Origin of the sequence: Nonomuraea terrae, assembly GCF_044465245.1 — a bacterium.
GTDB classification, from domain to species: domain Bacteria; phylum Actinomycetota; class Actinomycetes; order Streptosporangiales; family Streptosporangiaceae; genus Nonomuraea; species Nonomuraea terrae.
The window spans coordinates 346,544-370,422 of the sequence record NZ_JBITLL010000008.1 but is presented as its reverse complement, the minus strand read 5'-3'; the positions used below and the strand labels follow the sequence as shown (position 1 = coordinate 370,422).

At 70.4% G+C, this 23,879-nt stretch carries 21 protein-coding genes and 2 tRNA genes; 17 read left to right on the top strand and 6 right to left on the bottom strand.

Features of this window, described 5'->3' with window-relative positions; genetic code table 11:
• Positions 1 to 51 precede the first annotated feature (51 nt).
• Positions 52 to 753, top strand: a complete 702-nt coding sequence (locus ACIBP6_RS40090; protein WP_397059584.1) for a flavin reductase family protein — start codon at positions 52 to 54, stop codon at positions 751 to 753.
• Here the strand turns inward: ACIBP6_RS40090 and ACIBP6_RS40085 are convergent.
• From ACIBP6_RS40085 to ACIBP6_RS40075, 3 genes are read right to left on the bottom strand one after another with little or no spacing between them, the layout of a single operon-like run.
• Positions 690 to 1,223: an NUDIX hydrolase gene (locus ACIBP6_RS40085; RefSeq protein WP_397059582.1), complete on the bottom strand. Its 534-nt coding sequence runs from the start codon at positions 1,221 to 1,223 to the stop codon at positions 690 to 692. The genes ACIBP6_RS40090 and ACIBP6_RS40085 overlap by 64 nt on opposite strands.
• 16 nt (positions 1,224 to 1,239) lie before the next feature.
• A complete protein-coding gene (locus tag ACIBP6_RS40080) occupies positions 1,240 to 1,983 on the bottom strand; it encodes an ABC transporter permease (protein ID WP_397059580.1) in 744 nt (247 codons plus the stop codon).
• The gene (locus tag ACIBP6_RS40075) at positions 1,964 to 2,908 is read right to left on the bottom strand and encodes an ATP-binding cassette domain-containing protein (protein WP_397059578.1); all 945 of its coding nucleotides are present in this window, start codon (positions 2,906 to 2,908) and stop codon (positions 1,964 to 1,966) included. Before ACIBP6_RS40075 ends, ACIBP6_RS40080 begins: the two co-directional genes overlap by 20 nt.
• A 483-nt stretch (positions 2,909 to 3,391) precedes the next feature.
• Between ACIBP6_RS40075 and ACIBP6_RS40070 the strand changes: the two genes are divergently transcribed.
• From ACIBP6_RS40070 to rpmG, 6 genes are all read left to right on the top strand, one after another.
• Positions 3,392 to 4,396, top strand: a complete 1,005-nt coding sequence (locus ACIBP6_RS40070) for a GH25 family lysozyme (protein ID WP_397059576.1) — start codon at positions 3,392 to 3,394, stop codon at positions 4,394 to 4,396.
• Positions 4,397 to 4,439: 43 nt separating this feature from the next.
• On the top strand, positions 4,440 to 4,961 hold the full coding sequence (locus ACIBP6_RS40065; RefSeq protein ID WP_397059574.1) for a C40 family peptidase: 522 nt from the start codon (positions 4,440 to 4,442) through the stop codon (positions 4,959 to 4,961).
• A 67-nt stretch (positions 4,962 to 5,028) separates the two neighbouring features.
• Positions 5,029 to 5,259 carry a transposase gene (locus ACIBP6_RS40060; protein ID WP_397059572.1) on the top strand — a complete coding sequence of 77 codons (231 nt, stop codon included), beginning with the start codon at positions 5,029 to 5,031 and terminating at the stop codon, positions 5,257 to 5,259.
• A 39-nt stretch (positions 5,260 to 5,298) separates the two neighbouring features.
• A tRNA-Thr gene (locus ACIBP6_RS40055) sits at positions 5,299 to 5,374 on the top strand.
• 341 nt (positions 5,375 to 5,715) lie between these two features.
• Positions 5,716 to 5,789 (top strand) — tRNA-Met (locus ACIBP6_RS40050).
• Between the two features lie 71 nt (positions 5,790 to 5,860).
• Entirely contained in the window at positions 5,861 to 6,025 is a 165-nt protein-coding gene (gene rpmG / locus ACIBP6_RS40045; protein ID WP_019632658.1) for a 50S ribosomal protein L33, read from the top strand.
• A 106-nt stretch (positions 6,026 to 6,131) separates the two neighbouring features.
• Here the strand turns inward: rpmG and ACIBP6_RS40040 are convergent, their stop codons facing one another.
• The gene (locus ACIBP6_RS40040; RefSeq protein ID WP_397059571.1) at positions 6,132 to 7,034 is read right to left on the bottom strand and encodes a LysR family transcriptional regulator; all 903 of its coding nucleotides are present in this window, start codon (positions 7,032 to 7,034) and stop codon (positions 6,132 to 6,134) included.
• 113 nt (positions 7,035 to 7,147) lie between these two features.
• On the opposite strand from ACIBP6_RS40040, the gene ACIBP6_RS40035 reads away from it, so the two are divergent.
• The 6 genes from ACIBP6_RS40035 to ACIBP6_RS40010 all read left to right on the top strand — a co-directional run bounded on the left by ACIBP6_RS40035 (position 7,148) and on the right by ACIBP6_RS40010 (position 12,291).
• Entirely contained in the window at positions 7,148 to 8,365 is a 1,218-nt protein-coding gene (locus tag ACIBP6_RS40035) for an MFS transporter (protein ID WP_397059570.1), read from the top strand.
• 117 nt (positions 8,366 to 8,482) lie between these two features.
• Positions 8,483 to 8,932: a MaoC family dehydratase N-terminal domain-containing protein gene (locus tag ACIBP6_RS40030; protein WP_397059568.1), complete on the top strand. Its 450-nt coding sequence runs from the start codon at positions 8,483 to 8,485 to the stop codon at positions 8,930 to 8,932.
• Between the two features lies 1 nt (position 8,933).
• Positions 8,934 to 9,362: a MaoC family dehydratase gene (locus ACIBP6_RS40025; RefSeq protein ID WP_397059566.1), complete on the top strand. Its 429-nt coding sequence runs from the start codon at positions 8,934 to 8,936 to the stop codon at positions 9,360 to 9,362.
• Between the two features lie 79 nt (positions 9,363 to 9,441).
• A complete protein-coding gene (locus tag ACIBP6_RS40020) occupies positions 9,442 to 10,449 on the top strand; it encodes a hypothetical protein (protein ID WP_397059564.1) in 1,008 nt (335 codons plus the stop codon).
• Between the two features lie 11 nt (positions 10,450 to 10,460).
• Positions 10,461 to 11,498, top strand: coding sequence for a UDP-N-acetylmuramate dehydrogenase (locus ACIBP6_RS40015; protein ID WP_397059562.1), 1,038 nt, complete (start codon positions 10,461 to 10,463; stop codon positions 11,496 to 11,498).
• A 223-nt stretch (positions 11,499 to 11,721) separates the two neighbouring features.
• Positions 11,722 to 12,291 carry a TMEM165/GDT1 family protein gene (locus tag ACIBP6_RS40010; RefSeq protein WP_132608127.1) on the top strand — a complete coding sequence of 190 codons (570 nt, stop codon included), beginning with the start codon at positions 11,722 to 11,724 and terminating at the stop codon, positions 12,289 to 12,291.
• Here ACIBP6_RS40010 and ACIBP6_RS40005 read toward each other — a convergent pair.
• Entirely contained in the window at positions 12,288 to 15,143 is a 2,856-nt protein-coding gene (locus tag ACIBP6_RS40005; RefSeq protein ID WP_397059560.1) for an ATP-binding protein, read from the bottom strand. The genes ACIBP6_RS40010 and ACIBP6_RS40005 overlap by 4 nt on opposite strands.
• A gap of 123 nt (positions 15,144 to 15,266) precedes the next feature.
• A complete protein-coding gene (locus ACIBP6_RS40000) occupies positions 15,267 to 15,413 on the bottom strand; it encodes a hypothetical protein (protein ID WP_397059558.1) in 147 nt (48 codons plus the stop codon).
• A gap of 199 nt (positions 15,414 to 15,612) precedes the next feature.
• On the opposite strand from ACIBP6_RS40000, the gene deoC reads away from it, so the two are divergent.
• From deoC to ACIBP6_RS39980, 4 genes are all read left to right on the top strand, one after another.
• Positions 15,613 to 16,542 (top strand): deoxyribose-phosphate aldolase, encoded by a 930-nt coding sequence (gene deoC, locus ACIBP6_RS39995; RefSeq protein WP_132608177.1) that lies wholly within the window; start codon positions 15,613 to 15,615, stop codon positions 16,540 to 16,542.
• Positions 16,542 to 17,996, top strand: coding sequence for an aldehyde dehydrogenase family protein (locus ACIBP6_RS39990; RefSeq protein ID WP_449595886.1), 1,455 nt, complete (start codon positions 16,542 to 16,544; stop codon positions 17,994 to 17,996). Before deoC ends, ACIBP6_RS39990 begins: the two co-directional genes overlap by 1 nt.
• 179 nt (positions 17,997 to 18,175) lie before the next feature.
• Positions 18,176 to 19,021 carry an aldehyde dehydrogenase family protein gene (locus tag ACIBP6_RS39985; protein ID WP_397059556.1) on the top strand — a complete coding sequence of 282 codons (846 nt, stop codon included), beginning with the start codon at positions 18,176 to 18,178 and terminating at the stop codon, positions 19,019 to 19,021.
• Positions 19,022 to 19,398: 377 nt separating this feature from the next.
• Entirely contained in the window at positions 19,399 to 23,829 is a 4,431-nt protein-coding gene (locus ACIBP6_RS39980) for a ThuA domain-containing protein (protein ID WP_397059554.1), read from the top strand.
• Positions 23,830 to 23,879 lie beyond the last annotated feature (50 nt).

The window sequence follows — 23,879 nt, the reverse complement described above, 5'->3', positions numbered from 1 at the left end:
GGTCCGAAGGCCGCCAGCACGCGGCCCGGCCTGCGGTGAGAGTGGACGGTCATGAGCATTGACACGCGTCCGGTTGCCCGCGCGCACACCTCTCTCGAACCGAACATCCTTTACTTCGGCACCCCCGTCGTCCTGATCTCCTCCTGCGACGAGGACGGGACGCCCAACCTGGCCCCCATGTCGTCGGCCTTCTGGCTGGGATGGCGGGCCGTGCTGGGGCTGGGGGTCCGGTCGAAGACGGCCCAGAACCTGCTCAGGACCCGCGAGTGCGTCCTGAACCTGCCCTCCGACGCCCTCGCCGGGGCCGTGGATCGGCTGGCGCTCACCACGGGGGCGGACCCCGTTCCCGAGCGCAAGCACGAGCGCGGCTACCGGTTCGTCCGGGACAAGTTCGGCCGCGCGGGGCTGACCGCCGTCGCGTCGGAGACGGTGGCGCCGCCGCGGGTGGCCGAGTGCCCGGTGGCCATGGAGTCCGTGCTCGAACGCCACCACCCCGTGGACGACGGCGGGGTGGTGGCGTTCGAGGTGCGGGTGCAGCGCGTCTGGGTACACGAGGAGATCCGTATGGCCGGTACGGACGACCGCATCGACCCCGACGCCTGGCGCCCGCTGATCATGAGCTTCCAGCAGTTGTACGGCCTCGGCCCCCGGGTGCGCCCGTCGACCCTGGCGACGATCCCCGAGCGCCTCTACCGCAGCGACGACGTGGACCGCGCCCGCGCGATCTCCACCAGGGGCAGCCAGGTGCTCTGAGCGCAGACGCGCCCGATCTCGGTCGCGGACAGCCAGTCGGCCCGGGTGCTCTCCGACCCGGCCGGCGGCCGCGTCGGCGCCCCCGGCCCCGGCACGCTCCCGCGGAACATCACCATGTACGCCAGCTCCGGATACCGGTATCCGTCGGGCGCCGGCTCCAGCAGCTCGATCCGCTGCCAGGCGAAGGCCGACAGCGAGGAGACGGGCACGCGCAGCCCCGTCTCCTCGTACAGCTCCCGGGCCGCGGCGTCGGCGGCGTTCTCGCCGGGCTCCAGGTGGCCGCCGGGGATGTCCCAGCCGCGGCCCTCGCGGTCCACGCAGGTCATGAGCGTCCTGCCCGGCTCGTCGGCCACGAACGCGAACGCGGACGTCGTCCGGTCCACGGGCGGGAGGGTCTCGGAGAGGAGGAGGTCCAGGCGGTGGGCCACGGGGATCCACGGCACGGTGTGGGTCGCGACGAGCTTCGTCATGGCCCCATCCTGCCGGTCAGACGCCCTTCCGGATCGCGCGGTTGCCCAGGTGGAGGCCGATCGCGGCGATGGCGCAGACCGAGATGGTGCCGTACAGGACCGAGGGGTCGGCGAGGTGGCCGGCGAACAGCGCCCGCTGCGCGTCCACGATGTACGTCACCGGGTTGAGCTGTCCCAGGATGCGCAGCCACCCGGGGGCGGTCTCCAGCGGCAGCAGCACCCCCGACAGCAGCAGCAGCGGGAAGAGCACCGACTGGCTGACCATGTAGAACAGGGTGCCGTTGGGCGCCGACTTGATGGCCAGCACGAACGACAGCGAGCCCAGGCCCACCGCGAAGACCGCGAGCTGGGCCAGCCCGGCCAGCACCCCTGCGACGTGCAGCTCGAAGCCGAGCGGCACGGCCACGACGATGATCAGCACCGCCTCCACGAGCAGCGTGATCGTGGCCTTCATGCTCTTGCCCACCAGCATCGCCGTACGGTTCAGCGGCGTCACCAGCATGCGCTCCAATGCGCCGCCGAGCAGCTCGACCAGCAGCGAGTACCCGGCGCCCAGGGGCCCGGTCAGGCACATCATCACGAGGATGCCGGGCACGAACCACTGCCACGACGACCCGACCGCCCCGCTCAGCAGCGTCCCGAACAGGAACAGGAACAGCAGCGGCTGCCCCATCTCGAACAGCAGCCCGACGGGATTGCGCAGGCTCGGCCTGATCTCGCGGGAGAAGACGATGGTGGTGTCACGCAGGAATGTCGTCATCGGTGAGGCTTCTCCCGGTCAGGCTGAGGAACACGTCGTCGAGGGTGGGCCGGATGGTCTCGGCGGTGACGACCTTGACGCCGGCCGCGTCGAGGGTGCGCAGGTGGTCGGGCAGCGCGGCGGTCGCCCGGTCCACCCGGAGCGTCACGGTGGTGCCCTCGGCCGTCCCGCCGCCGATGCGGGCGGCCTTCTCGGCGTCCTGGTCGGTGCCGGTGGTGATGACGACGCGGTCGCCGGCCAGGTCGTTCTTGAGCTGCTCTGCCGTGCCGTCGGCGATGATGCGCCCGCCGTCGATGATCACCACCCGTTCGGCCATGTTGTCGGCCTCCTCCAGGTAGTGGGTGGTGAGGAACAACGTGGTCCCGTACGCCTCCCGCAGCCGCAGGATGTGCTGCCAGATCTCCGCGCGGCTCTTCGGGTCGAGCCCGGTGGACGGCTCGTCCAGGAACAGCAGGTCGGGGCGGTGGATGAGGCCGAGCGCGATGTCGACGCGGCGGCGCTGTCCGCCCGACAGGGTGCCGGGCAGCCGCTTGGCCAGCGGGGTCAGGTCGAGCAGGTCGAGCAGTTCGTCGGCGCGGGCGGCGGCCTCGCTGGGGCGCAGGCCGTAGCAGCGGCCCTGGGTGACGAGCTCGTCGCGGATGCGGTACTCCTCGCCGGCGCTGTTGTGCTGGCCGACGTACCCGATGCGGGAGCGCACGCCGGCGGGATTATCGGCGACGTCGTGGCCGGCCACGGTGGCGGTGCCGGAGGTGGGGGGCAGGAGGGTGGTGAGCATGCGGAGCGTGGTGGACTTGCCGGCGCCGTTCGGGCCGAGGAAGGCGACGAGCTGACCGGCCTCGACGTCGAGGTCGATGCCGCGTACGGCTTCCACTTTCTCCTTTCGTCTCATCGTGAAGACTCGGGTGAGGCCCCGGGTGTGGATCATGGTTGAACTCCTCCGGGCATGGCGAAGAAACCCCTGGTCGGGGGCGCAATCGAGGATCAGCACCAGTGTGAGCAGGGCAAACCGGTTTGGCAAACGTGAATGTCACGTTTACGAAGCGCCCTGACCTGCGGAAACGCCGTTCGCGGCGGCGGCGCCCGGGAAGCTTTTTCACGCCTCTGAGGTGCGGCTTCTTGCATGTGAGCAAGATTTCTGCGCAAGCCCTGCCATCATGCGGTCACGCGGCGGACGATCGTGCCCGTGCACGGCCTCGACCCCGCCGGCACGGGCCCTCGGACCCGCGCTGGGCCTTCCCGTTCAGCAAGGACGATCACCGTGACGCTGAGGGCGCGGCGAGCGGTGGCGGGAGTGGGTCGCCGGGGCCCGGCCGCTCCCGTTGGGGCCGGTCTATTGCCTCGATACGACAAAAGCAGTTGATATTTCGCGACTTGCGGAATTGTGTGTGGCTCCGCAATGATCTCCGGCGTGAAACGTCTGTTATTCATTGCGGTAATCGCCACGGTCGGGATGACCGGCGTCGCCCAGGCGGCCGACGGAGTCCCCGGCGTGGACGTGAGCAACTGGACCGGCGACATCGACTGGGCCACCGCCGCCGCCGGAGGCGCCAAGTTCGCGTTCGTGCACGCCACCGAGGGGACCGACTACCGCAATCCGCGTTTCGAGGCCCAGTACGGCGGCGCCGCGGCGGCCGGGCTCTTCCGGGGCGCGTACCACTTCGCGCAGCCGCACGAATCCGACGGCACCGCCCAGGCCGACTTCTTCCTCCAGAACGGCGGCACCTGGGTCAGCGACGGCCGGACGCTGCCGGGCGTCCTCGACGTCGAGGACAACCCGTACAAGGACCGGAACGGCAAGAACAACTGCTACGGGCTCTCGGCCAAGGACATGGTCACCTGGCTGAAGGACTTCACCGGCAGGTACCGCGAGGTGACCGGCCGGCACGCGATCATCTACACCACCACGAGCTGGTGGCGGACCTGCACGGGCGACTCCAAGGCGTTCGCGGCCAATCCGCTCTGGCTGGCCCGCTGGGGCAGCGAGCCGGGGGAGCTGCCGAAGAGCTGGAAGCGGCACACGTTCTGGCAGTCGGCCGAGAAGGGCCCGCTCGTCGGCGGCCAGAACGCCTTCAACGGCACCGAGTCCGCGCTTGAGTCGCTGGTCAACCCGCCGGCCGAGGTGCGGGTGTCCGGCGCGGCGAAGAGCCGTACGCGCTATCGGGTCACCGTCGCCAACACCGGCCCGCACCCCGTCAAGGACATCAAGGTCTCGGGCCGGGCGTTCGGCGGCCAGCGCGTGGTCAAGGCGCCCGCCTGCAAGTTCAGCGGCACGGCGGTGTCGTGCCGGGTCGAGGAGCTGCCGCGCGGGAAGCAGGTGACGTTCGAGTTCACCACCAAACCGAGCAAGAGCAAGGGCACGGTCGGGATGAACGTCACAGTCGGTTCGGTGAAACTCACTCTCAAGTCTCGATAAGGCAGGATAAATCCCAAGCCCATGTTTTTTCGGGGGGTGTGGGATGAAAAGGCGGCCAGCCGTGGCGGTGGCGCTGCTCGTGCTGGCCGCCACGGCCTCCGCCCCACTGAGCCTGCCCGTCCCGCCGCCGACGGTGCGGATCGCGTACGAGCTCGAACAGCTCGGGATCGTCTACTCGTGGGGCGGCGGCCACGCGGCGTCTCCCGGCCCCTCGAAGGGCACCTGCGTGGGCTACCAGGGCAGCATCAAGCCCTGCCCGGCCGCCCGGACGACCGGGCTCGACTGCTCGGGGTTCGTGCGCTGGGTCTACGCCCTGGCCCGGGGCGAGGACGTCCTGGGCCCCGGCAACACCGACGACCAGGTGCGCAAACTGCGCCGGGTCGCCTCCGCCCGCCCCGGTGACCTGGTGTTCTTCGGAAAGGTCACGAAGCGGAGGGTCAGGACCCACCACGTGGGCCTCTACCTCGGCAACGGGAAGATGATGAACGCCCCCGAGACCGGCGCCGTGGTGCGCGTGGACGACATCGCGCCCAAGAAGGACTTCGCCGGGTTCTACCGGTACTGAGTCGGTATGGCGGTAACGCCTGTGGCGTGGCGAAAAATGAGAGACCCGGCGGCTAAGGTGTGCCGCTGTGGAAAGACGATGGGTGGGCCTCGACGGTTACGAGGTGGTGGGCGCCGTGCTCGCGGGTCGACAGGTGCTGCGGGTGCGCAGAAACGGCCGGGTGGTCGCCGACTGCATGTCCGTGGCCGAGGTGGCCAGGCACGTCGACCTGGCGGATCTGTGCGAGGTCATCGACTTTCCCGTGCGGCGCGCGATCGACGAGCCGGCGGAGGCCCGAACGAGTTCGCATCATCGCTGAGTGCCGTGTATGGTTACACCTGTCCGCAGCGCCGGACAGGCCCCTATAGCTCAGTCGGCAGAGCGTCTCCATGGTAAGGAGAAGGTCAACGGTTCGATTCCGTTTGGGGGCTCCACTTCTGAACAGCCACAACGCCCGGGCCGCGAGAAACGCGGAGCCGGGCGTTCGTCGTTGTGAGCTGGAACAATGTCCCCTTTTCCGGCGTTATGCCCACCCAGAGGATGCTTGCTTCGGCTTCCCGGGTTCCCGGCCGCTGTGGCCGGGTTCGCGGGGTGTGGCGGGCGCTGCTACGCTGATCACCCTCGATGCGGTGGCGGGCGGGGGTTCGCCGCTTATTGATTTCGAGTGACGGGGGTTCCTGAGGCATACTGGGAGCACCCCACCCGATCGGGCGAGTTACTAATGTGCTCACCGCTTCGGGTATCCTCTACGAGGCCGGGTCGTTACCGGCCCAAAGGCGGAGTAGCTCAGTCTGGCAGAGCAAACGGCTCATAATCGTTGTGTCGCCGGTTCAAGTCCGGCCTCCGCTACTGCCCTCACCCAGGTCCACCGACCTGGGTACGGGCGTGTCCATGTCCCAAACGTAGAAAGGCACTCCCAAGTGGCTGCCACCGACGTTAGGCCGAAGATCACGCTGGCCTGCCAGGAGTGCAAGCACCGCAACTACATCACGCGGAAGAACCGGCGTAACGACCCGGATCGGCTTGAGCTGAAGAAGTACTGCCCCAACTGCCGCTGCCACCGCGCGCACCGCGAGACCCGCTAGGTCCCCGGGCAGAGCCTCTTCCCCCTTATCCTCCATAGCGCACCAACCGGCGTCCTGTGACAGGGCGCCGGTTCGTCGTGTCTGCCCCCGGATATCGGGGCGTGCGTCAGGGGCGGTTCTGCTGGGTGACGAGGCGCATCTCGTTCGCGACGGCTTCGGTGAAGGCTCGGACCACGCGTCTTCCTGAGCGGGCCGTGGCCGTGGCCAGCGACATGGTCCAGCACAGCTCCTCGCCGCGCAGGCGCTGCACGCGGACCCCGTCGAGGGGCACGAAACCCGGCACCAGCGCCACCCCGAGCCCGGCCCGTACGTACGCGGGCATCATCGTCACGTCGGCGGTCTCCAGCGTGATCGAGCGCTGGAGCGACGCCCGGGCGAACACCTCGTCCACGATCGCCCGGTTGCCGAACCCGGGCGGCGAGTCGATCCACCGGTCCCCGCTCAGCTCGGCCAGTGAGACGTCCGGTGCGGAGGCGTACGGATGACCGGGCGGCAGGATCAGCCGTAGCGGGAGGCGGGTCAGGTCGCGCAGCTCCACCCCGGCCGGCGGCGGCGTGGTGATCGAGACGAACGCCGCGTCGAGCAGGCCGTCCGTCAGCGCCCGGATCAGGCCGGCCGACCCGTCGGGGAACGCCCGCATGCTCACCGTGACCTGCGGATAGGCGGCCTGGAAGCGGGCGAGCAGCCGGGGCAGGTCGAGCACCCGCAGCGGCGTCATCGTGCCGACCACGAGCGGCCCCCGCACCTCGGCCAGCGTCTCCGCGACGGCCTGCCGGGCGCGGTCAGCCGCGGCGAGAGTGGCCCTGGCCTCCGGCAACAGCGCGAGCCCCGCGTCGGTGAGCACCGCCCTGCGCGCCGTACGGATGAACAGCGGCGCGCCGAGCTCGCTCTCCAGGGCGCGCAGCGTGCTGGAGACTCCCGACTGCACCAGGTGCAGCCGCTCGCCGGCCGCCGTGAGAGTGCCCTCCTCGGCGATCGCCAGGAAGACCTCCAGATGGCGTAGGTCCATCATCCCTCCCATCTCTGTTGGAGATGGTTGTCAACATAATCAATTGTTGGCGGAGATGACATACCGTCCCGCATAGTTGCGAGGTACATAGTTGATGATTTCAAGGAGTTAGCGTGGCCACGCGCAGCGCCGTGGTGCGGGCGTCGAGCTCCCGCCACGGCATCGGGTTCTGGATCGTCGCTTACGTCTTCGCCGTCGAGATGGCCTTCTCGGCGGCGCCGACGCCGATGTGGAACCTCTATCGAGAACGTGATCACTTTTCCACGATGATGGTGACGGTGGCCTTCGCGGCCTACTCCGTCGGCGTCGTGATCAGCATTTTCCTGGCCGGCCATGTGTCCGACTGGCGAGGGCGGCGGCGCATCCTGCTGCCCGCGATCCTCTTGCAGACCGTTTCGGCCGTGCTCTTCCTTGTTTGGCCGGACCTGCCCGGCCTCATCGTGGCCCGGGTGGTGAGCGGGCTGAGCGTCGGCATGGCCACCGCGACGGCGACGGCGTACCTCGCCGAGCTGAACGCCGTCATCCGGCCGGGCAGCTCGCACAACCGCCCGACGCTGGTCGCCACGGCGGCCAACCTGGGCGGCATCGGCCTCGGCCCGCTGCTCGCGGGCGTGCTGGTGCAGTACGCCGACGCCAAGCTGACCGTGCCGTTCGTGGTGTTCCTGGTGCTGCTCGTCCTGTCGCTCGTGGGGTTGTGGCTGGTGCCGGAGACCGTCAGGGTGCGGCAGGCGCGGGCGTACCGCCCGCAGCGGGTGGTCGTGCCGTCCCACGCCCGGTTGCGTTACTTCGCGGTCGCGGGCGCGAGTTTCGGGCTGTTCGCCATCCTGGGCCTGTTCACCTCACTGGCGCCGAGCTTCCTGGCCGCCATCGGGCAGCCGTCGCCCGTCGTGGCCGGGGTGGCCGCGTTCCTGGTGTTCGGCGGCGCCGCCGTGGCGCAGATGGGGCTCGGCCGGCTGACGTTGCAGCGTCAGCTCGCCGTCGGCTTCTGGATGACCGCGGTGGGCGTCCTCGTGCTGGCCGCCGGCGTGCTGGCGGCCAGCACGCCCGGCTTCCTCGTCGGCGGCCTGGTCGCCGGCAGCGGCTCGGGGATCCTGCTCAAGGGCGCCCTGGGCACCGCCGCGATGCTCGCCCCCGCCGACGCGCGCGGTGAGGCCATCGCCGGGATCTTCCTCGCCGGGTACGTCGGCCTCGCGCTGCCGGTCCTCGGCATGGGCGTCGCGACCGGTCTCGGCGCGTCCCTGGACGCCTCGCTGATCGGCCTGGCGGCGTTCGTCCTGGTGGTCGTGGCGGCGGCCGCCGCGATGCTCCGCCGCAACCCCGTCACCGGCTGACTCCCGGGCGTGAAAGCCCTGGCTGTGGGCAAAATCAAGGCCATCAACCCCGCCGGCCGAACGTTGTTCCGTTAGCGTTCGCCGACGGCAGTGCTCGGGAGAGATGCGAGGGAGCAGATGGCCTTGAACCGTGACTTCGTCGGCAAATCGTACGGGCCCACCGCCCCCTACGAGGTCAGCCGGGTGAAGATCAGGGAGTTCGCGGCGGCGATCGGCGACGGCAACCCGCTCTACCGCGACCAGGAGGCCGCCCGGGCCGCAGGTCACCCCGACGTGATCGCGCCACCCACGTTCCCCATCGTGTTCAGCCTGCAGAGCGGCGGGGAGGCGCTGGTGGACCCCGGCCTGGGGGTGAACGTCGCCATGGTCGTCCACGGTGAGCAGCGCTTCGAGTACGTCCGCCCCATCCACGCCGGCGACCGGCTGGTCCTGACCTCCACGATCACCGACATCCGCACGGCCGGGCAGAACGAGCTGCTGACGATCAGGAGTGACGTGACGACGGTCGACGGCGAGCCGGTCTGCGTGACGTACAACACGATCGTCGAGCGCGGAGGGGCCGCCTGAGATGACCGCCGCGGTGAGGTACGACGAGGTCGAGGTCGGTCAGGAGCTGCCGCCCGTCGACTACAACGTGCGCCGGCTGGACCTCGTGATGTACGCGGGCGCGTCCGGCGACTTCAACCAGATCCACTGGAACGAGCGTTTCGCCAGGATGGTCGGGTTGCCGGACGTGATCGCGCACGGGATGTACACGATGGCGCAGGCCGGACGATTCATCACGGACTGGGCGGGTGATCCGGGGGCGGTGGTCGACTTCGGGGTGCGGTTCTCCTCGATGGTGGTGGTGCCCGACGACGACATGGGGGCCGTGATCACGGTCAGCGGCGTGGTGGAGGAGAAGCTCGAGGACAAGCGGGTGGTGATCGCGCTGACCGCGAAGTCGGGCGACGTGCGGGTGTTGTCGAAGGCGCGTGCCGTGGTGCAGCTCACCTGATAGGGCGGCCCTCTGCCGGGTAGCGGGTTCAACTATGAGTGATGTCTGGCCCACGGTTCGATCGATCCCCGTCTCCGCTGTGACCGACGCCCGGAGTCCCGGACACCTGCGCCCCGCGCGGGTCGAGCAGATCGCCGGGACGGTCGGCACCGGGCGTGACACGGCGGGCGGCGCGACGGCCCCCGCCCGGGGGAGGCGGCCCGGCGCGGCGACCGGCGTGGGTACGGCGGGTGCCAGACCGGCGGGAGAGCACGCCCGGATGAACCCGGCCGCCGAGCTCGGCTTCTCCGGCGACCCCGAGCAGCACGGCGACCGCGGCGACGGCATGCTGCACGCCCAGCGCACCTGGGACGGCACGCTGGCCACCAACCGCCTCGACACCCTCGGCGTCAACGTCGAGCGGCAGCGCGTGGAGACCCAGGAGGTCACCGCCACGGTGAGCCTGCTGGTCGACGGCTGGCCCGACGACGTCATGAAGAGCGTGTTGTCGGTGATGGACCACACGCGCGCCCGCGTGCTCGCGCTCGACCTCGGCAACGTGGACGGCGCCGGCGACGTGTTGCGCGAGCTGGCCGAGCGGTATCCGGAACGGATCACCGCCTGGCACGTCGCCGAGACGCCGCACTGGCGCGGCGGCACCGCGACGTGGGGCGAGAGCCGGATGAAGCTGCTGCAGCTGGACGAGTCCGAGGTGCACGTGCTGATGGAGACGTACGTCCTGCTGCGCGGCGACGCGCTGACCCCGCTGATCGCGGCGGTCGCGGAGGGCGCGGTGGCGGCCGGCTGGAAGGGCGCGGAGCCGGGGGACGGCGAGCCGCGGCCGGCCGGGCCGGGCAAGGTGCGGGCGCTGACCGGGGAGCTCATGGCGGTGCGCAGGGCGCAGGCGTTCCGCGCGCTGCCGGCGGAGGCCCGCTATGCCGGCAACGCCGACCTGGAGCTGTCGCTGGCGCTGCCGGGCGACCTGGTGGTGCCGCAAGAGCCGCTGCCGGTGGTCGCGCTGGAGCCGCACGCCGTCGCGCCCGACTACCGTGACCGGGAGGCCCGGCGCAACTACGGCGAGGTGTTGCGCATGCTGCGCGCCTCCTAAGCTAGGTGCTCATGGAGATGATCGCGCCGTACACCACGCTGCGCCTGGGAGGGCCGGCCCGCGAGTTCGCGGAGGCCGCGACGGCGGAGGAGCTCGTGTCGCTGGTCGCCGAGGCCGACAGGAACGGCGTGCCGACGCTGGTGCTCGGTGGCGGCAGCAACGTCGTGGTGGCCGACGAGGGCTTCGACGGGCTGGTCATCAGGGTGGTCACCCGGGGCGTGTCGGTCTCGCGCGACGGCGAGCAGGTGGTCGTCACCGCCGAGGCGGGCGAAGACTGGGACGCGCTCGTGGTCCGCGCGGTGGGTGAGGGCTGGTCGGGCATCGAGTGCCTGTCCGGCGTGCCCGGCCTGGTCGGCTCGACCCCCATCCAGAACGTCGGGGCGTACGGCCAGGAGGTCTCCCAGACCATCCGGTGCGTCCGCGCCTACGACCGGCTGACGCGGCACGTCGTCGACCTGGAGGCGCGGCAGTGCGGCTTCTCCTACCGCGACAGCGTCTTCAAGCGCGACCCGGCGCGTTACGTCGTGCTGGCGGTCACGTACGCGCTGGAGGTCTCCGAGCTGTCCGGGCCGGTGGCCTACGCGGAGCTGGCCGCCAGGCTGCAGACCGAGATCGGCGGCCGGATGCCGCTCGCGGCGGCGCGTGAGACGGTGCTGGAGCTGCGCCGCGGCAAGGGCATGGTGCTCGACCCGGCCGATCCCGACAGCCGCAGCGCGGGCTCGTTCTTCACCAATCCGCTGCTGCCGGCCGAGCAGGCCGCGGAGCTGGCGGTGCGCGCTCCCGGGCATCCGCGCTGGGAGATGCCCGGCGACCTGGTCAAGGTGCCTGCCGCGTGGCTGATCGAGCAGGCCGGCTACCCGAAGGGCTACGAACGCGGGCCCGTACGCATCTCCACCAAGCACACGCTCGCGCTCACCAACCCCGACGGGAGCGGCACCACGGACGACCTGCTGGCGCTGGCCAGGGAAGTGCGCGACGGGGTGCGCGAGAAGTTCGGGGTGACGCTGGTCAACGAGCCGGTGCTGGTCTGCTGCTCCCTCGGGGAATAGGCGCGCCGCCGCTCCTGTTAAGGTGTCTGAGAATTTCCGAAGGGGAGTAGTCCCAATCGTGTGATCGACACACTGGCGCGTTCGCGCGCCCGGTCACGCGGGCCTCATACGGGCGGACGAGACCTTCGGCCTGGCAGCCATTCGACACGATGCTGCCGGGCCGAAGCCGTGCCCGAAAACTCCCCGGGTTTCGCTTCCGGCCCGGTCGCGCGGAAGGGGACCGTTGGAAGCGTTCTGGATCAGTCTCGTCGCCATTTTCGTGGCCGAGCTGGGTGACAAGAGCCAGCTGATGGCGATGACGTTCGCCACCCGTTTCAAGATCGGCCCTGTGCTCCTGGGCATCACGATCGCGACGACCGTCGTGCACCTGCTGAGCGTCGCCGTGGGCGGCCTGATCGGGGACGCGCTGCCGACCACCGCCATCGAGGTGGTGGCGGGGGTGGCCTTCCTCGGGTTCGCGCTGTGGACGTTGCGCGGCGACGAGCTGACCGAGGAGGAGTCGCGCAAGGCCCAGCGGGTCACCAGGAACGCGCTCATCGCGGTCACCGTGGCGTTCTTCCTCAGCGAGCTGGGTGACAAGACCATGCTGGCCACGGTCACACTGGCCACGCAGCACGGCTGGGTGGGCACGTGGATCGGCTCCACGGTGGGCATGGTCGCGGCCGACGCGCTCGCCATCCTGGTCGGCCGGCTGATGGGCCGCCACCTGCCGGAGAAGGCCGTCCGGTACGGCGCCGCGGCCGCGTTCGCGATCTTCGGCGTCGTCCTGCTGGTGCAGGCGCTCGCTCGTTAGCGGGACAGCAGCGACAGGCGGTGTCCCGCCGCGGCGGCCTCGCCGCGGGTGGTGACGCCGAGCTTGGCCAGGATGTTGGACACGTGCACGCTCACCGTCTTCGCCGAGATGAACAGCTCGGCGGCGATGTCCCGGTTGGTGCGGCCCTGGGCCACCAGGCGCAGCACCTCGCGCTCGCGCGGCGTCAGCAGCTCGGACTGCTCCGGCGCCGCCGGGCCGCCGCCCACCCGACGCAGGAGCGTCTCGATCCGCTCGGTCAGCGGGGTCGCGCGCAGCGCCTGCGCCAGCGGCAGCGCCTTCTTCAGCCGGGCCGCCGCCCCCTCCCGGTCGCCGCCGTGCGCGGCGGCCGCGGCGGCCCGGTGCAGGGCCATGGCCGCGTTGTGCGGGCGCTGGAGCCGCTCCCAGGCCGCCGCCGCGGCGTCGAAGTCCCCGCTGTACGACAGCCGGTACGCCTCCACGACGGGCCCGATGACCGACAGCTCGGTGGCCACCCCGGCGGCGTGTTCGCGCAGAGCCGCCGTACGCTGCGGCTCGATCTCCTGGGCGGCGTCGCAGACGGTGCGCAGCAGCGAGAGCAGCCGCCAGCTGAGCACGGCCTTGCTCGACTGCCGGGGATGCGCGAGCACCCGCTCGGCCTCCTCCAGCGCGGCGCCGCGCTCTCCCCGGCTCAGGAACCAGCCGATGCGCATCCGCGCGTTGCTGATGACGTCCTGGATGTACTCCTCGCGGCGGCCCTTGAAGACGCCGATCTCCGACAGGATGCTCTCGACGAGCGTCAGCTCGCCCCTGGCCAGGGCGATGTCGGCGCGCACCCGCAGCAACGAGTGCCGGGTGCGCAGCACGGGGCCGTGGCTGAGCGCGCCTTCGACGATCTCGACGGCCTCGTCCCAGCGGCCGAGCGCCTCCAGCGACTCGGCCCAGTTGTTCTTGATGAACAGGCCGCTGGCGCGCAGCCGGCCGTACTTCTTGGCGATCCGCCAACCGTCCTCCGACATGCGCAGGGCCTCGTCGTGGCGGCCCATGTCGAGCAGGGCGTCGATGCTGTTGCCGATCGCCCGCAGGATCACGCGGCCGGAGTCGGCCTCCCGGCCGATGCGCAGCGCCTGCTCGTTGACCCGGATGGTCGACTCCATGTCGCCGCGGAGCGAGTGGCCGAGCCCCATGTTCAGCAGCAGGTCGGCCTCCAGGCAGGCGTCGCCGTACTTCCTGGCCAGTCGCAGGCCCTCGTCGATGAGCTCGTTCGCCTCGTCGATCTCGCCGCGCAGCATCAGGTGGCGGCTCAGCGGCGTGAGGACCTCGGCGCGGTCGCGGCTGGAGCCGGAGACGAGGCGCAGCGCGTGGCGGAGGTCCTCGATGACGCCGGGCTTGCCCTTGGAGTCGATGAACGGCGTGCGGCGCACGATGAGCTGGGCCACCCGCTCCGGCTCGCGGGTCTCGTCCAGCTCCGCCAGGGCGGCCTTCACGAACTTCGCGCCCTTGTCCACGTCGCCGCCCGCGCCGCCGGCCTCGGCCGCGCGTTCCAGGACGGCGGTGTGGTCGGCGCCGATGAGCCCCGCCGCGTCGTCCACCCGGTCCCACAGCATGAGGACGCGTTCGAGCAGCGGGATGGCCTCGGTGTAGGCGAACGACTTGAACGACTCCAGCGCCGCGTCCCAGGCCGAGATCAGGGCCCAGCGGTCGTCGCGGGCGCCGAACCAGTGGTGGGCCAGCTCGACGGCGGCGCGGCCCGGCGGGACGAGCCCGCGGTCCTTCGAGATCTCCTCGGCGAACCTGCGGTGCAGGCGCTGGTGCTCGCCGGGCAGCAGCTCGTCGTGGACGGCCTCGCGGATGAGGGCGTGCCGGAAGACGTACGCGCGGCTGTCGGCGATCTGCAGGACGTTGCCGGCGATGGCCGGGCGCAGGGCGGTCTCCAGCTCGACGTCGGACAGGCCGCTCACGGCAGCCAGCAGCGCGTGGCCGACCCGGATGCCGCCCGCGGCGGCGACGCGCAGCACACGCTGGGTCTCCTCCGGCAGGCGCTCGACGGAGCCGAGGATGAGGTCGTTCATGGAGTCGGGGAACGTGCACTCGTCGCCGCTCTCCAGCATGGCCTCCACGAACAGCGGGATGCCCTCGCTGCGTTCGTAGACCTTCTGGACCTTGGCGTACTCGGGGGTGCTGCCGAGGATCGCGGTCATCTGCTGGCCGACCTCGTCACGCGACAGGCGCGGCAGGTCGAGCCGGTGCACGCCCTGGACCCGGCCCAGCTCGGCCAGCACCGGCCGCAGCGGGTGCTGGCGGTGCAGGTCGTCGGAGCGGTACGTCATGACGATCAGGGCCCGCGGGATGTACAGGTTGCGGCTGAGGAAGGCGATGAGGTCGCGGCTGGAGCGGTCGGCCCAGTGGATGTCCTCGATGACGAGGACAGTCGGGCGGCACTCGGAGAGGCGTTCGAGCAGGGTGAGGAACTGCTCGAAGAGGCGGGCGCGGCCGGTGTCGGTCTCGCCGTCGCCGCTCGGCTCGCCGAACTCGGGCAGCAGCCGGGCGAGGTCGCGCTCGGCGCCGTCGGGCAGCAGCTTGGTGACCGCCGCCGGGCCCAGCTCGCGGACGAGCTGGCGCAGCGTGGCGGTGAAGGGCGCGTACGCCAGGCCCTCGGTGGACAGCTCGATGCAGCCACCGAACAGCACGTGGGCGCCGAGGGCCGTGCACTGCTCGGCGAAGCGCTGGACGAGCCTGGTCTTGCCGACCCCTGCCTCGCCACCCAGCAGGACGGCCGTCATCGCCCCTTTCCTGGCCTCCTCGAAGCACTCGGCCAGAGTGGCGACCTCCTCTTCCCGCCCCACGAAGACGGGACTGACAGAACGTCCCCGCATGTCATTCAGCATTTCACGTCCCATGAGCAACTTTCGACACCTTTTGGGGGTATCTGCCGCCCGGTCAAGGGGGCGCTGAGGCCCGGCCATGGGTGAGCAGATGGCCGGGCTCTCGTGGGGCGGTCATGAGGTACGGCGCTTGCCGAACACCGAGCGGCGCTCGGCCTTGTTGTGCCGCTGCGCGTCGCGTACCAGCCGGTGTTCGGCGGCCGCGCGGTGCAGTTCGTCCGTGGTGGACTTCATGAGCTGGTATCCGATCTCGGGATTCACGGAAGTTCTCCTGCCGATTCGCACTTTTTCCTGACATCTTCAAGATTCGCGCTAAGACCCCCTCGCCCACATCGGGTGGATGCCCTATCTCCGACGCTCAGGGGCGTACGGCATACCTAGGACCGCGGGGGCGAGTGCCCTAGGGTGATCCGGTTTGGAAGTGGCGGCCCTGGTCGGCGATGCTGTCTAGGTGTCAACTGTGACTACCTCGCTCACCGACGTCGCTTCGTCCGACGCGGCGTTGCGAGCCTTCCTGCACGGCCTACCCGGGGTTGACCGGGTCGGCGCCGACCAGCGGGCGGCGATGCTCGGCACCCGTTCGATCAAGACCACGGCCAAGGCCCAGGCCATCGACCTGGCCATCTCCATGGTCGACCTGACCACCCTCGAAGGAGCCGACACGGCCGGCAAGGTGCGCGCGATGTGCGCCAAGGCCGTCCGTCCCGGCGGCGGCGCCCCCTCGGTGGCCGCCGTCTGCGTCTACCCCGACCTCGTCGCGGTCGCGGCCGAGGCGCTCGCCGGCACGCCCGTCAAGATCGCCTCGGTGGCCACCGCGTTCCCCAGCGGCCGCTCCACGCTCGACGTCAAGATCGCCGAGACGGAGCGGGCCGTCGCCGACGGCGCCCACGAGATCGACATGGTGATCGACCGCGGCGCGTTCCTGTCCGGCCGCTACAAGAAGGTGTACGACGAGATCACCGCGGTGAAGGCCGCCTGCGGCGACGCCCACCTGAAGGTGATCCTCGAGACCGGCGAGCTCGCCACCTACGACAACGTGCGCCGCGCGTCCTGGCTGGCGATGCTGGCCGGGGCCGACTTCATCAAGACCTCCACCGGCAAGGTGTCCCCCGCCGCCACGCCGTCGGTGACGCTGATCATGCTGGAGGCGGTGCGTGACTTCCGCGCGGCCACCGGGCGGCAGATCGGCGTCAAGCCCGCGGGCGGCATCCGTACGACGAAAGACGCGATCAAGAACCTCGTGCTGGTCAACGAGACGGCCGGCGACGACTGGCTGACCCCCGAGTGGTTCAGGTTGGGCGCGTCCTCGTTGCTCAACGACCTGCTGATGCAGCGCGAGAAGCTGGCCACCGGCCGCTACGCCGGCCCCGACTACTTCACCCTGGACTGATGATGGCGATCTTCGAGTACGCCCCCGCGCCGGAATCACGTGACGTCGTCGACCTGCGGTCGTCGTACGGGCTGTTCATCAACGGCGAGTTCGTCGAAGGGTCGGGCAAGCCGTTCAAGACGGTCAACCCGGCCACCGAGGAGACGCTGGCGGAGGTCGCCACGGCCACCTCCGACGACGTCGACCGGGCCGTCCAGGCGGCGCGCAAGGCGTTCGGCGTCTGGAGCGCGCTGCCCGGCGGCGAGCGCGCGAAATACCTGTTCCGCATCGCCCGCATCATCCAGGAGCGGGCGCGGGAGCTCGCGGTGCTGGAGTCGCTCGACAACGGCAAGCCGATCCGCGAGTCGCGCGACTTCGACCTGCCGCAGGCGGCGGCCCACTTCTTCTACTACGCGGGCTGGGCCGACAAACTGGAGTACGCCGGGTTCGGCCGGAGGCCGACAAACGGGCAGGGTGGCACCAAGCCGCTCGGGGTCGCCGGGCAGGTGATCCCGTGGAACTTCCCGCTGCTCATGCTGGCCTGGAAGATCGCCCCGGCGCTGGCCTGCGGCAACACGGTGGTGCTCAAGCCGGCCGAGACGACGCCGCTGACCGCGCTGCTGTTCGCCGACATCTGCCGCCAGGCCGAGCTGCCGCCCGGCGTGGTCAACATCGTCACCGGCGCCGGCGAGACGGGCGCGGCCGTCGTGGCCCACACCGACGTCGACAAGGTGGCCTTCACCGGCTCCACCGAGGTCGGGCGGATCATCGCCCGCACGGTCGCCGGCACCGGCAAGAAGCTCACCCTGGAGCTGGGCGGCAAGGCCGCCAACATCGTGTTCGAGGACGCCGCCATCGACCAGGCCGTCGAGGGCATCGTCAACGGCATCTTCTTCAACCAGGGTCACGTCTGCTGCGCCGGGTCGCGGCTGCTGGTGCAGGAGTCGATCCAGGACGAGCTGCTCGCCGCCCTCAAGCGGCGCGTCGCCACGCTGCGGGTGGGCGACCCGCTCGACAAGAACACCGACGTCGGCGCGGTCAACTCCGCCGAGCAGCTGGCCAAGATCCGCCGGCTCAGCGAGCTGGGCGAGTCGGAGGGCGCCGAGCGCTGGTCGCCCGCGTGCGAGCTGCCCGACAAGGGCTTCTGGTTCCCGCCGACGTTGTTCACCGGGGTCGCGCAGTCCCACACCATCGCCCGTGAGGAGGTCTTCGGTCCGGTGCTGTCGGTGCTGACCTTCCGCACCCCCGCCGAGGCGGTCGAGAAGGCCAACAACACGCCGTACGGGCTCTCGGCCGGCGTGTGGACCGAGAAGGGCTCGCGCATCCTGTGGACGGCCGAGCGGCTGCGGGCCGGCGTCGTGTGGGCCAACACGTTCAACAAGTTCGACCCCGCCTCGCCGTTCGGCGGTTACAAGGAGTCCGGCTTCGGCCGCGAGGGCGGGCTGCACGGGCTGGAGGCGTACCTTGATGTGTGATCACCGCCGGCGCCGGCGGGCCGCGCGGCGCGCCCAGGCCACCCGGGGGCACGCCTTCGCCAGGGCCGGCCGTCCCACGCGGGTCGGCTGGTACGCCCACCGCTGCGGCGTGAGCCGGTGCGGTCAGGTCTTCGTGCCCGTCCAGATGTCGCAGGAGTCCACGTGGAGGGGTCGGGGCGATGAGTAGGTTGTCCGTCAGAAAGACCTACAAGCTGTACATCGGAGGGGCGTTCCCGCGCTCTGAGAGTGGGAGGTCCTACCCCGTGACCTCGGCCAAGGGAGACTTCCTCGCCAACGCCTCGCTGGCCTCGCGCAAGGACGCCCGCGACGCGGTGGTGGCCGCGCGCAAGGCGTTCGCCGGCTGGTCGGGCGCGACCCCGTACAACCGGGGGCAGATCCTCTACCGCGTCGCGGAGATGCTGGAGGGGCGGCGCGCGCAGTTCGCCGACGAGCTCGGTGGCGGCAAGCGAGCCGCGCTGGAGCGGGTGGACGCCGCCATCGACCGGCTGGTCTGGTACGCGGGGTGGTCCGACAAGATCGCCGCGCTGCACGGGGCGGCCAACCCCGTCGCCGGGCCGTACTTCAACCTGTCGACGCCCGAGCCGACCGGGGTGGTGGCGATCGTCGCGCCCGCCGATCCGCTGCTCGGCCTGGTGTCGGTGGTCGCGCCGGTGATCGTGACCGGCAACACCTGCGTCGTGGTGGCCTCCGAGCCGGCGCCGCTGCCGTCGATCACGCTGGCCGAGGTCCTGGCCACCTCCGACCTGCCCGGCGGCGTGGTCAACATCCTCACCGGACGGCAGGCCGAGCTGGCCCCGTGGTTGTCCGCGCACATGGACGTCAACGGGCTCGACCTGACCGGGGTGGCCGATCCGGACCTGGCGCTCTCGTGCGAGCAGGCGGCGGCCGAGAACCTCAAGCGGGTGGCGCGACCGGTCGAGGAGGACTGGAGCGCCGATCCCGGCATCGGCCGGATGACGCGGTTCCTGGAGACCAAGACCGTCTGGCATCCGATCGGCGTCTGAGCCTTCGGTCAGGTCCGAGGCTCGGACCTCGACCGCGAGCGCGGCGAGTGGTGCGTGGCCGTCCAGCCCTGCGGCTGGGTGGCCACGCACGCTTTTGCCGATGGTCGGCGAAAGTCCTTCGAATATCAGAAGAAGCTCTTCACAGATCGCCAAAAGCGGCTTACCTTCGGGGCAATCACGGCATATGCGGAGGAACTGTGAAGCGAATGCCCTCGGCGGCATGTCGCTCTCCTCTCCGCTGATCCCGTGCCGGGCCATACCGCCGATCAGTGAAAGGAAGCCCGCCCATGCCCCCCAGGCGGACCCCTCGCGCCTCCCGATGGACGGCGCGGATCTGCGCCTTACTCCTGCCCCTCGCGGGGTTGACCGTGCTCCCCATGGCCGCTCCCGCCCAGGCACACCCGGCGGCCGTCGATCCTGCGGACTACCAGCGAGTCGAGCTTGCCAAGGGCGTCGACGAGATGGGCGAACCCCTGACGATGGCCGTGCTGCCCGACCTGTCGGTGCTGCACACCTCGCGTGACGGGACCCTGCGGCGCACGGACGCGACCGGCGACACCGGCGTGGTCGGCGCTCTGAACGTCTACACGCACGACGAGGAAGGGCTCCAGGGGGTGGCGGCCGATCCCGGCTTCGCCACCAACCGGTTCATCTACCTCTACTACGCGCCCCGCCTGGACACCCCTGCGGGCGACGCCCCGGCCACGGGCACCGACTTCTCCGCCTGGCAGGGGGTGAACCGTCTGTCGCGGTTCACCGTCAAGCCGGACTGGACGCTGGACATGTCCAGCGAAGTGAAGGTGCTCGACGTGCCGGCCGACCGCGGCATCTGCTGCCATGTCGGTGGCGACATCGACTTCGACGCCGCGGGCAACCTCTACCTGTCGACCGGCGACGACACCAACCCCTTCGACTCGGCGGGCTACTCGCCGATCGACGAGCGCACCGACCGGAACCCGGCCTACGACGCCCAGCGCAGCTCCGGCAACACCAACGACCTGCGTGGCAAGATCCTGCGGATCAAGGTCAATCCCGACGGGACGTACGACGTCCCCGAAGGCAACCTGTTCCCGCCGGGAACCGAGAACACCCGGCCCGAGATCTACGCGATGGGCTTCCGCAACCCCTATCGCCTGAGCGTCGACAAGACGACCGGCATCGTGTACGTCGGCGACTACGGCCCGGACGCGGGCAGCTCCGACCCCAACCGCGGGCCGAGCGGCCAGGTCGAGTTCAACCGCGTGACCGGCCCCGGCAACTACGGCTGGCCGTACTGCACGGGCACCAACACGCTCGCCGAGACCTACAACGAGTACACCTTCCCGTCGGGGCCCGCCGGACAGAAGTACGACTGCGCCACGGGCGGCCCGGTCAACAACTCCTTCCGCAACACCGGTCTGCCCAAGCTGCCCCCCGCGCAGCCGGCGTGGATCAAGTACGGAGGTGACAGCGGCTCTCCGCCGGAGTTCGGCGGCGGCTCGGAGTCCCCGATGGGCGGCCCCGTCTATCACTACGACGCCGACCTGAAGTCCGCCGTCAAGCTGCCCGAGGACATGGACGGCCACTTCTTCGCGGGCGAGTTCGGCCGCCAATGGATCAAGGCGATCGACGTGAACGCCGACGGGACGGCCGGCGCCATCTCCGACTTCCCCTGGACCGGCACCCAGGTGATGGACATGGCGATCGGCCCGGACGGCGCGCTGTACGTGCTCGACTACGGCTCCGGCTACTTCGGCGGCGACGAGAACTCCGCGGTCTACCGGATCGAGTACATCAAGGGCCGCGACCGCTCGCCGGTCGCGGTGGCCGAGGCCGACAAGACCTCGGGGAAGACCCCGCTGACCGTCACCTTCTCCTCGGAGGGCTCGGCCGACCCGGAGGGCGCGGCGATCACGTACGCCTGGGACTTCGGGGACGACACCACGTCCACCGACGCGAACCCGGTCAAGACCTACACCGAAGACGGCACGTACACCGCCACGCTCACGGTGAGCGACCCGGCGGGTAACACCGGCACGGCGAGCGTGCAGATCACGGTGGGCAACACCGCGCCCACCGTGACCCTGGAGACGCCGGCCGAGGGCCGGCTGTTCCAGTGGGGCGACACCGTGCCGTTCACCGTCAAGGTGACGGACCCCGAGGAACCGGAGATCGACTGCGAGAAGGTCACGGTGACCTACGTGCTCGGACACGACGGCCACGGTCACCAGATCAGCTCGGAGAACGGCTGCTCGGGCGAGTTGACCATCCCCGTCGACGGTGAGCACGACGACGCCGCGAACATCTTCGCGGTGTTCGACGCCTCGTACACCGACAAGGGCGGGCTGACCACCAAGACCCAGCACATCCTGCAGCCGCGGCACCGGCAGGCCGAGCACTACACGGCGATGTCGGGCGTGTCCAAGATCGACAAGGCCCCCGCCCACGGCGGCAGGACGGTCGGCGACATCAACAACGGCGAGTGGATCTCGTTCAAGCCGTACGAGCTGAGCGACGCCAAGATGTTCACCGCCCGTGTCTCCTCCGGAGGCGTCGGCGGCACCATCGAGGTGCGCGCCGGCTCGGCGACCGGCACCCAGCTCGGCAGGGTGAGCGTCCCGGTGACCGGCGGCTGGGAGACCTTCGTCGACGTCTCCACGCCGCTGTCGCAGGCACCGGCCGGCGCGACGGAGCTCTACCTGGTCTTCACCGGCGGCTCCGGCGCGCTGTTCGACGTGGACGACTTCACCCTCCTGGCCGAGGGCGGCGGCGAGGGCGAAGGCGATGTCCTGGTCTTCTCGCGTACGGCCGGCTTCCGGCACGACTCGATCCCGGCCGGCATCCAGGCGATCAAGGACCTGGGCTTCAACGTCACCGCGACCGAGGACCCCGGTGCCTTCACCACGGACAACCTGGCGAAGTACAAGGCGGTGATCTTCCTCAGCACGACGGGCGACGTGCTCGACGACGCCCAGCAGGCCGCCTTCGAGAGCTACATCAAGGCGGGCGGCGGCTTCGTCGGCGTGCACGCCGCGGCGGACACCGAGTACGAGTGGCCGTTCTACGGCGCGCTGGTCGGGGCGTGGTTCGCCTCCCACCCGGCGATCCAGCCGGCGACGATCAAGGTGGAGGACCGGGCGCACCCGGCGACCGCCCACCTCGGCTCGTTGTGGAACCGCACGGACGAGTGGTACGACTACCGGACCAACGCCCGCTCCACCGCCCACGTGCTGGCCACGCTCGACGAGTCCTCCTACTCCGGCGGCCGCATGGGCGACGACCACCCGATCGCCTGGTGCAAGGAGTACGAGGGCGGCCGGTCCTTCTACACCGGAGGCGGACACACGAGGGAGTCCTTCGCCGAGCCCGACTTCCTCAAGCACCTGCTCGGCGGCATCAACTACGCCATGGGCGAGGTCAATGCCGACTGCCGTCCCGAGGCCGGTTACACGTCGATCTACAACGGCGACACGGAGGGCTGGGAGCAGGCCGGGCCCGGCAGCTTCGCCAACGCCGACGGCACCCTCACCTCCCAGGGTGGCATGGGCCTGTTCTGGTACAAGGCGAAGGAGTACGGCTCCTACTCCCTCAAGCTGGACTGGAAGATGGACGGCGACGACAACTCCGGCGTCTTCATCGGCTTCCCCGCCTCCGACGACCCGTGGTCCGCGGTGAACAACGGCTACGAGATCCAGATCGACGCCACCGACGCCCCGGACCGGACCACGGGTTCGGTCTACGGCTTCAAGTCGGCCGATCTGGCCGCCCGCGACGCCGCGCTCAACCCGCCGGGCCAGTGGAACGCCTACGAGATCCGGGTGGAGGGCGAGCACCTGCAGATCTTCCTCAACGGGGTGAAGATCAACGACTTCACCAACACCGACCCGGCGCGTTCTCTCGAGCAGGGGTACGTGGGCATCCAGAACCACGGCGCCGGTGACGAGGTGGCGTTCCGCAACATCCGCATCAAGGAGCTCACCCCCGAGGACGACAAGGCCCCGGTGACGAAGGCCGCGCTCGACCCGGCGGAGCAGCCGACCGGCTGGTACACCGCGCCGGTGACCGTCACCCTGACGGCCGCCGACGAGGGCTCCGGAGTCGCGAAGACCGAGTACAAGGTGGACGACGGCGACTGGGCCGCCTACACCGACCCGTTCAAGGTCGACGACGACGGGACGCACAAGGTGTCCTTCCGGTCCACCGACAAGGCCGGTAACCAGGAGGAGGCCAAGGACGTCACGCTGAAGCTGGACGCCACCAAGCCCGAGCTGACCGTCGGCGGGTTGACCGGCGACGGGAAGTACGGCGACAGCGCCCAGGTCACGGTGACCGCCGAAGGAAAGGACGAGGGTTCGGGCATCGACACGGTGGCGGCCACTCTGGACGGCGAAGAGCTGAAGCTCGGTGAGCGGCTCGACCTGTCCACGCTCGCACTCGGCACGCACCAGATCACCGTGACCGCCACCGACAAGGCCGGCAACGCGACCGAGCAGGCGGTGACGCTGACGGTGACCACGTCGTTCGGCGACCTCGCCACGCTGCTCGGCAGGTTCGAGGTCGACGGGCCGCTCGGAGCCCAGCTGGCCAACTTCCTGAAGTCGGCGAGCACGAGCGACGTGAAGGCTCATCCCGAGCAGGCGCTCCACCACCTGGGCAAGTTCCGGGAGGCGGCCGCGAAGGTGGCCGACGAGAACGCCAGGGCCGTACTGGTCCGCGACGCGGATGCCTTGATCGTCCTCCTGGGTGGCCAGGCCTCCGCCGAGGGGACCGCCGCCAACGGCGGCCGATCCTTCGAGGATCTGGCGAGGCTGACCGACCAGGTTCAGTGACCGAAGAGCCCGTGGCCCGATCGCGGATCGGGCCACGGGCCCCGTCGCTC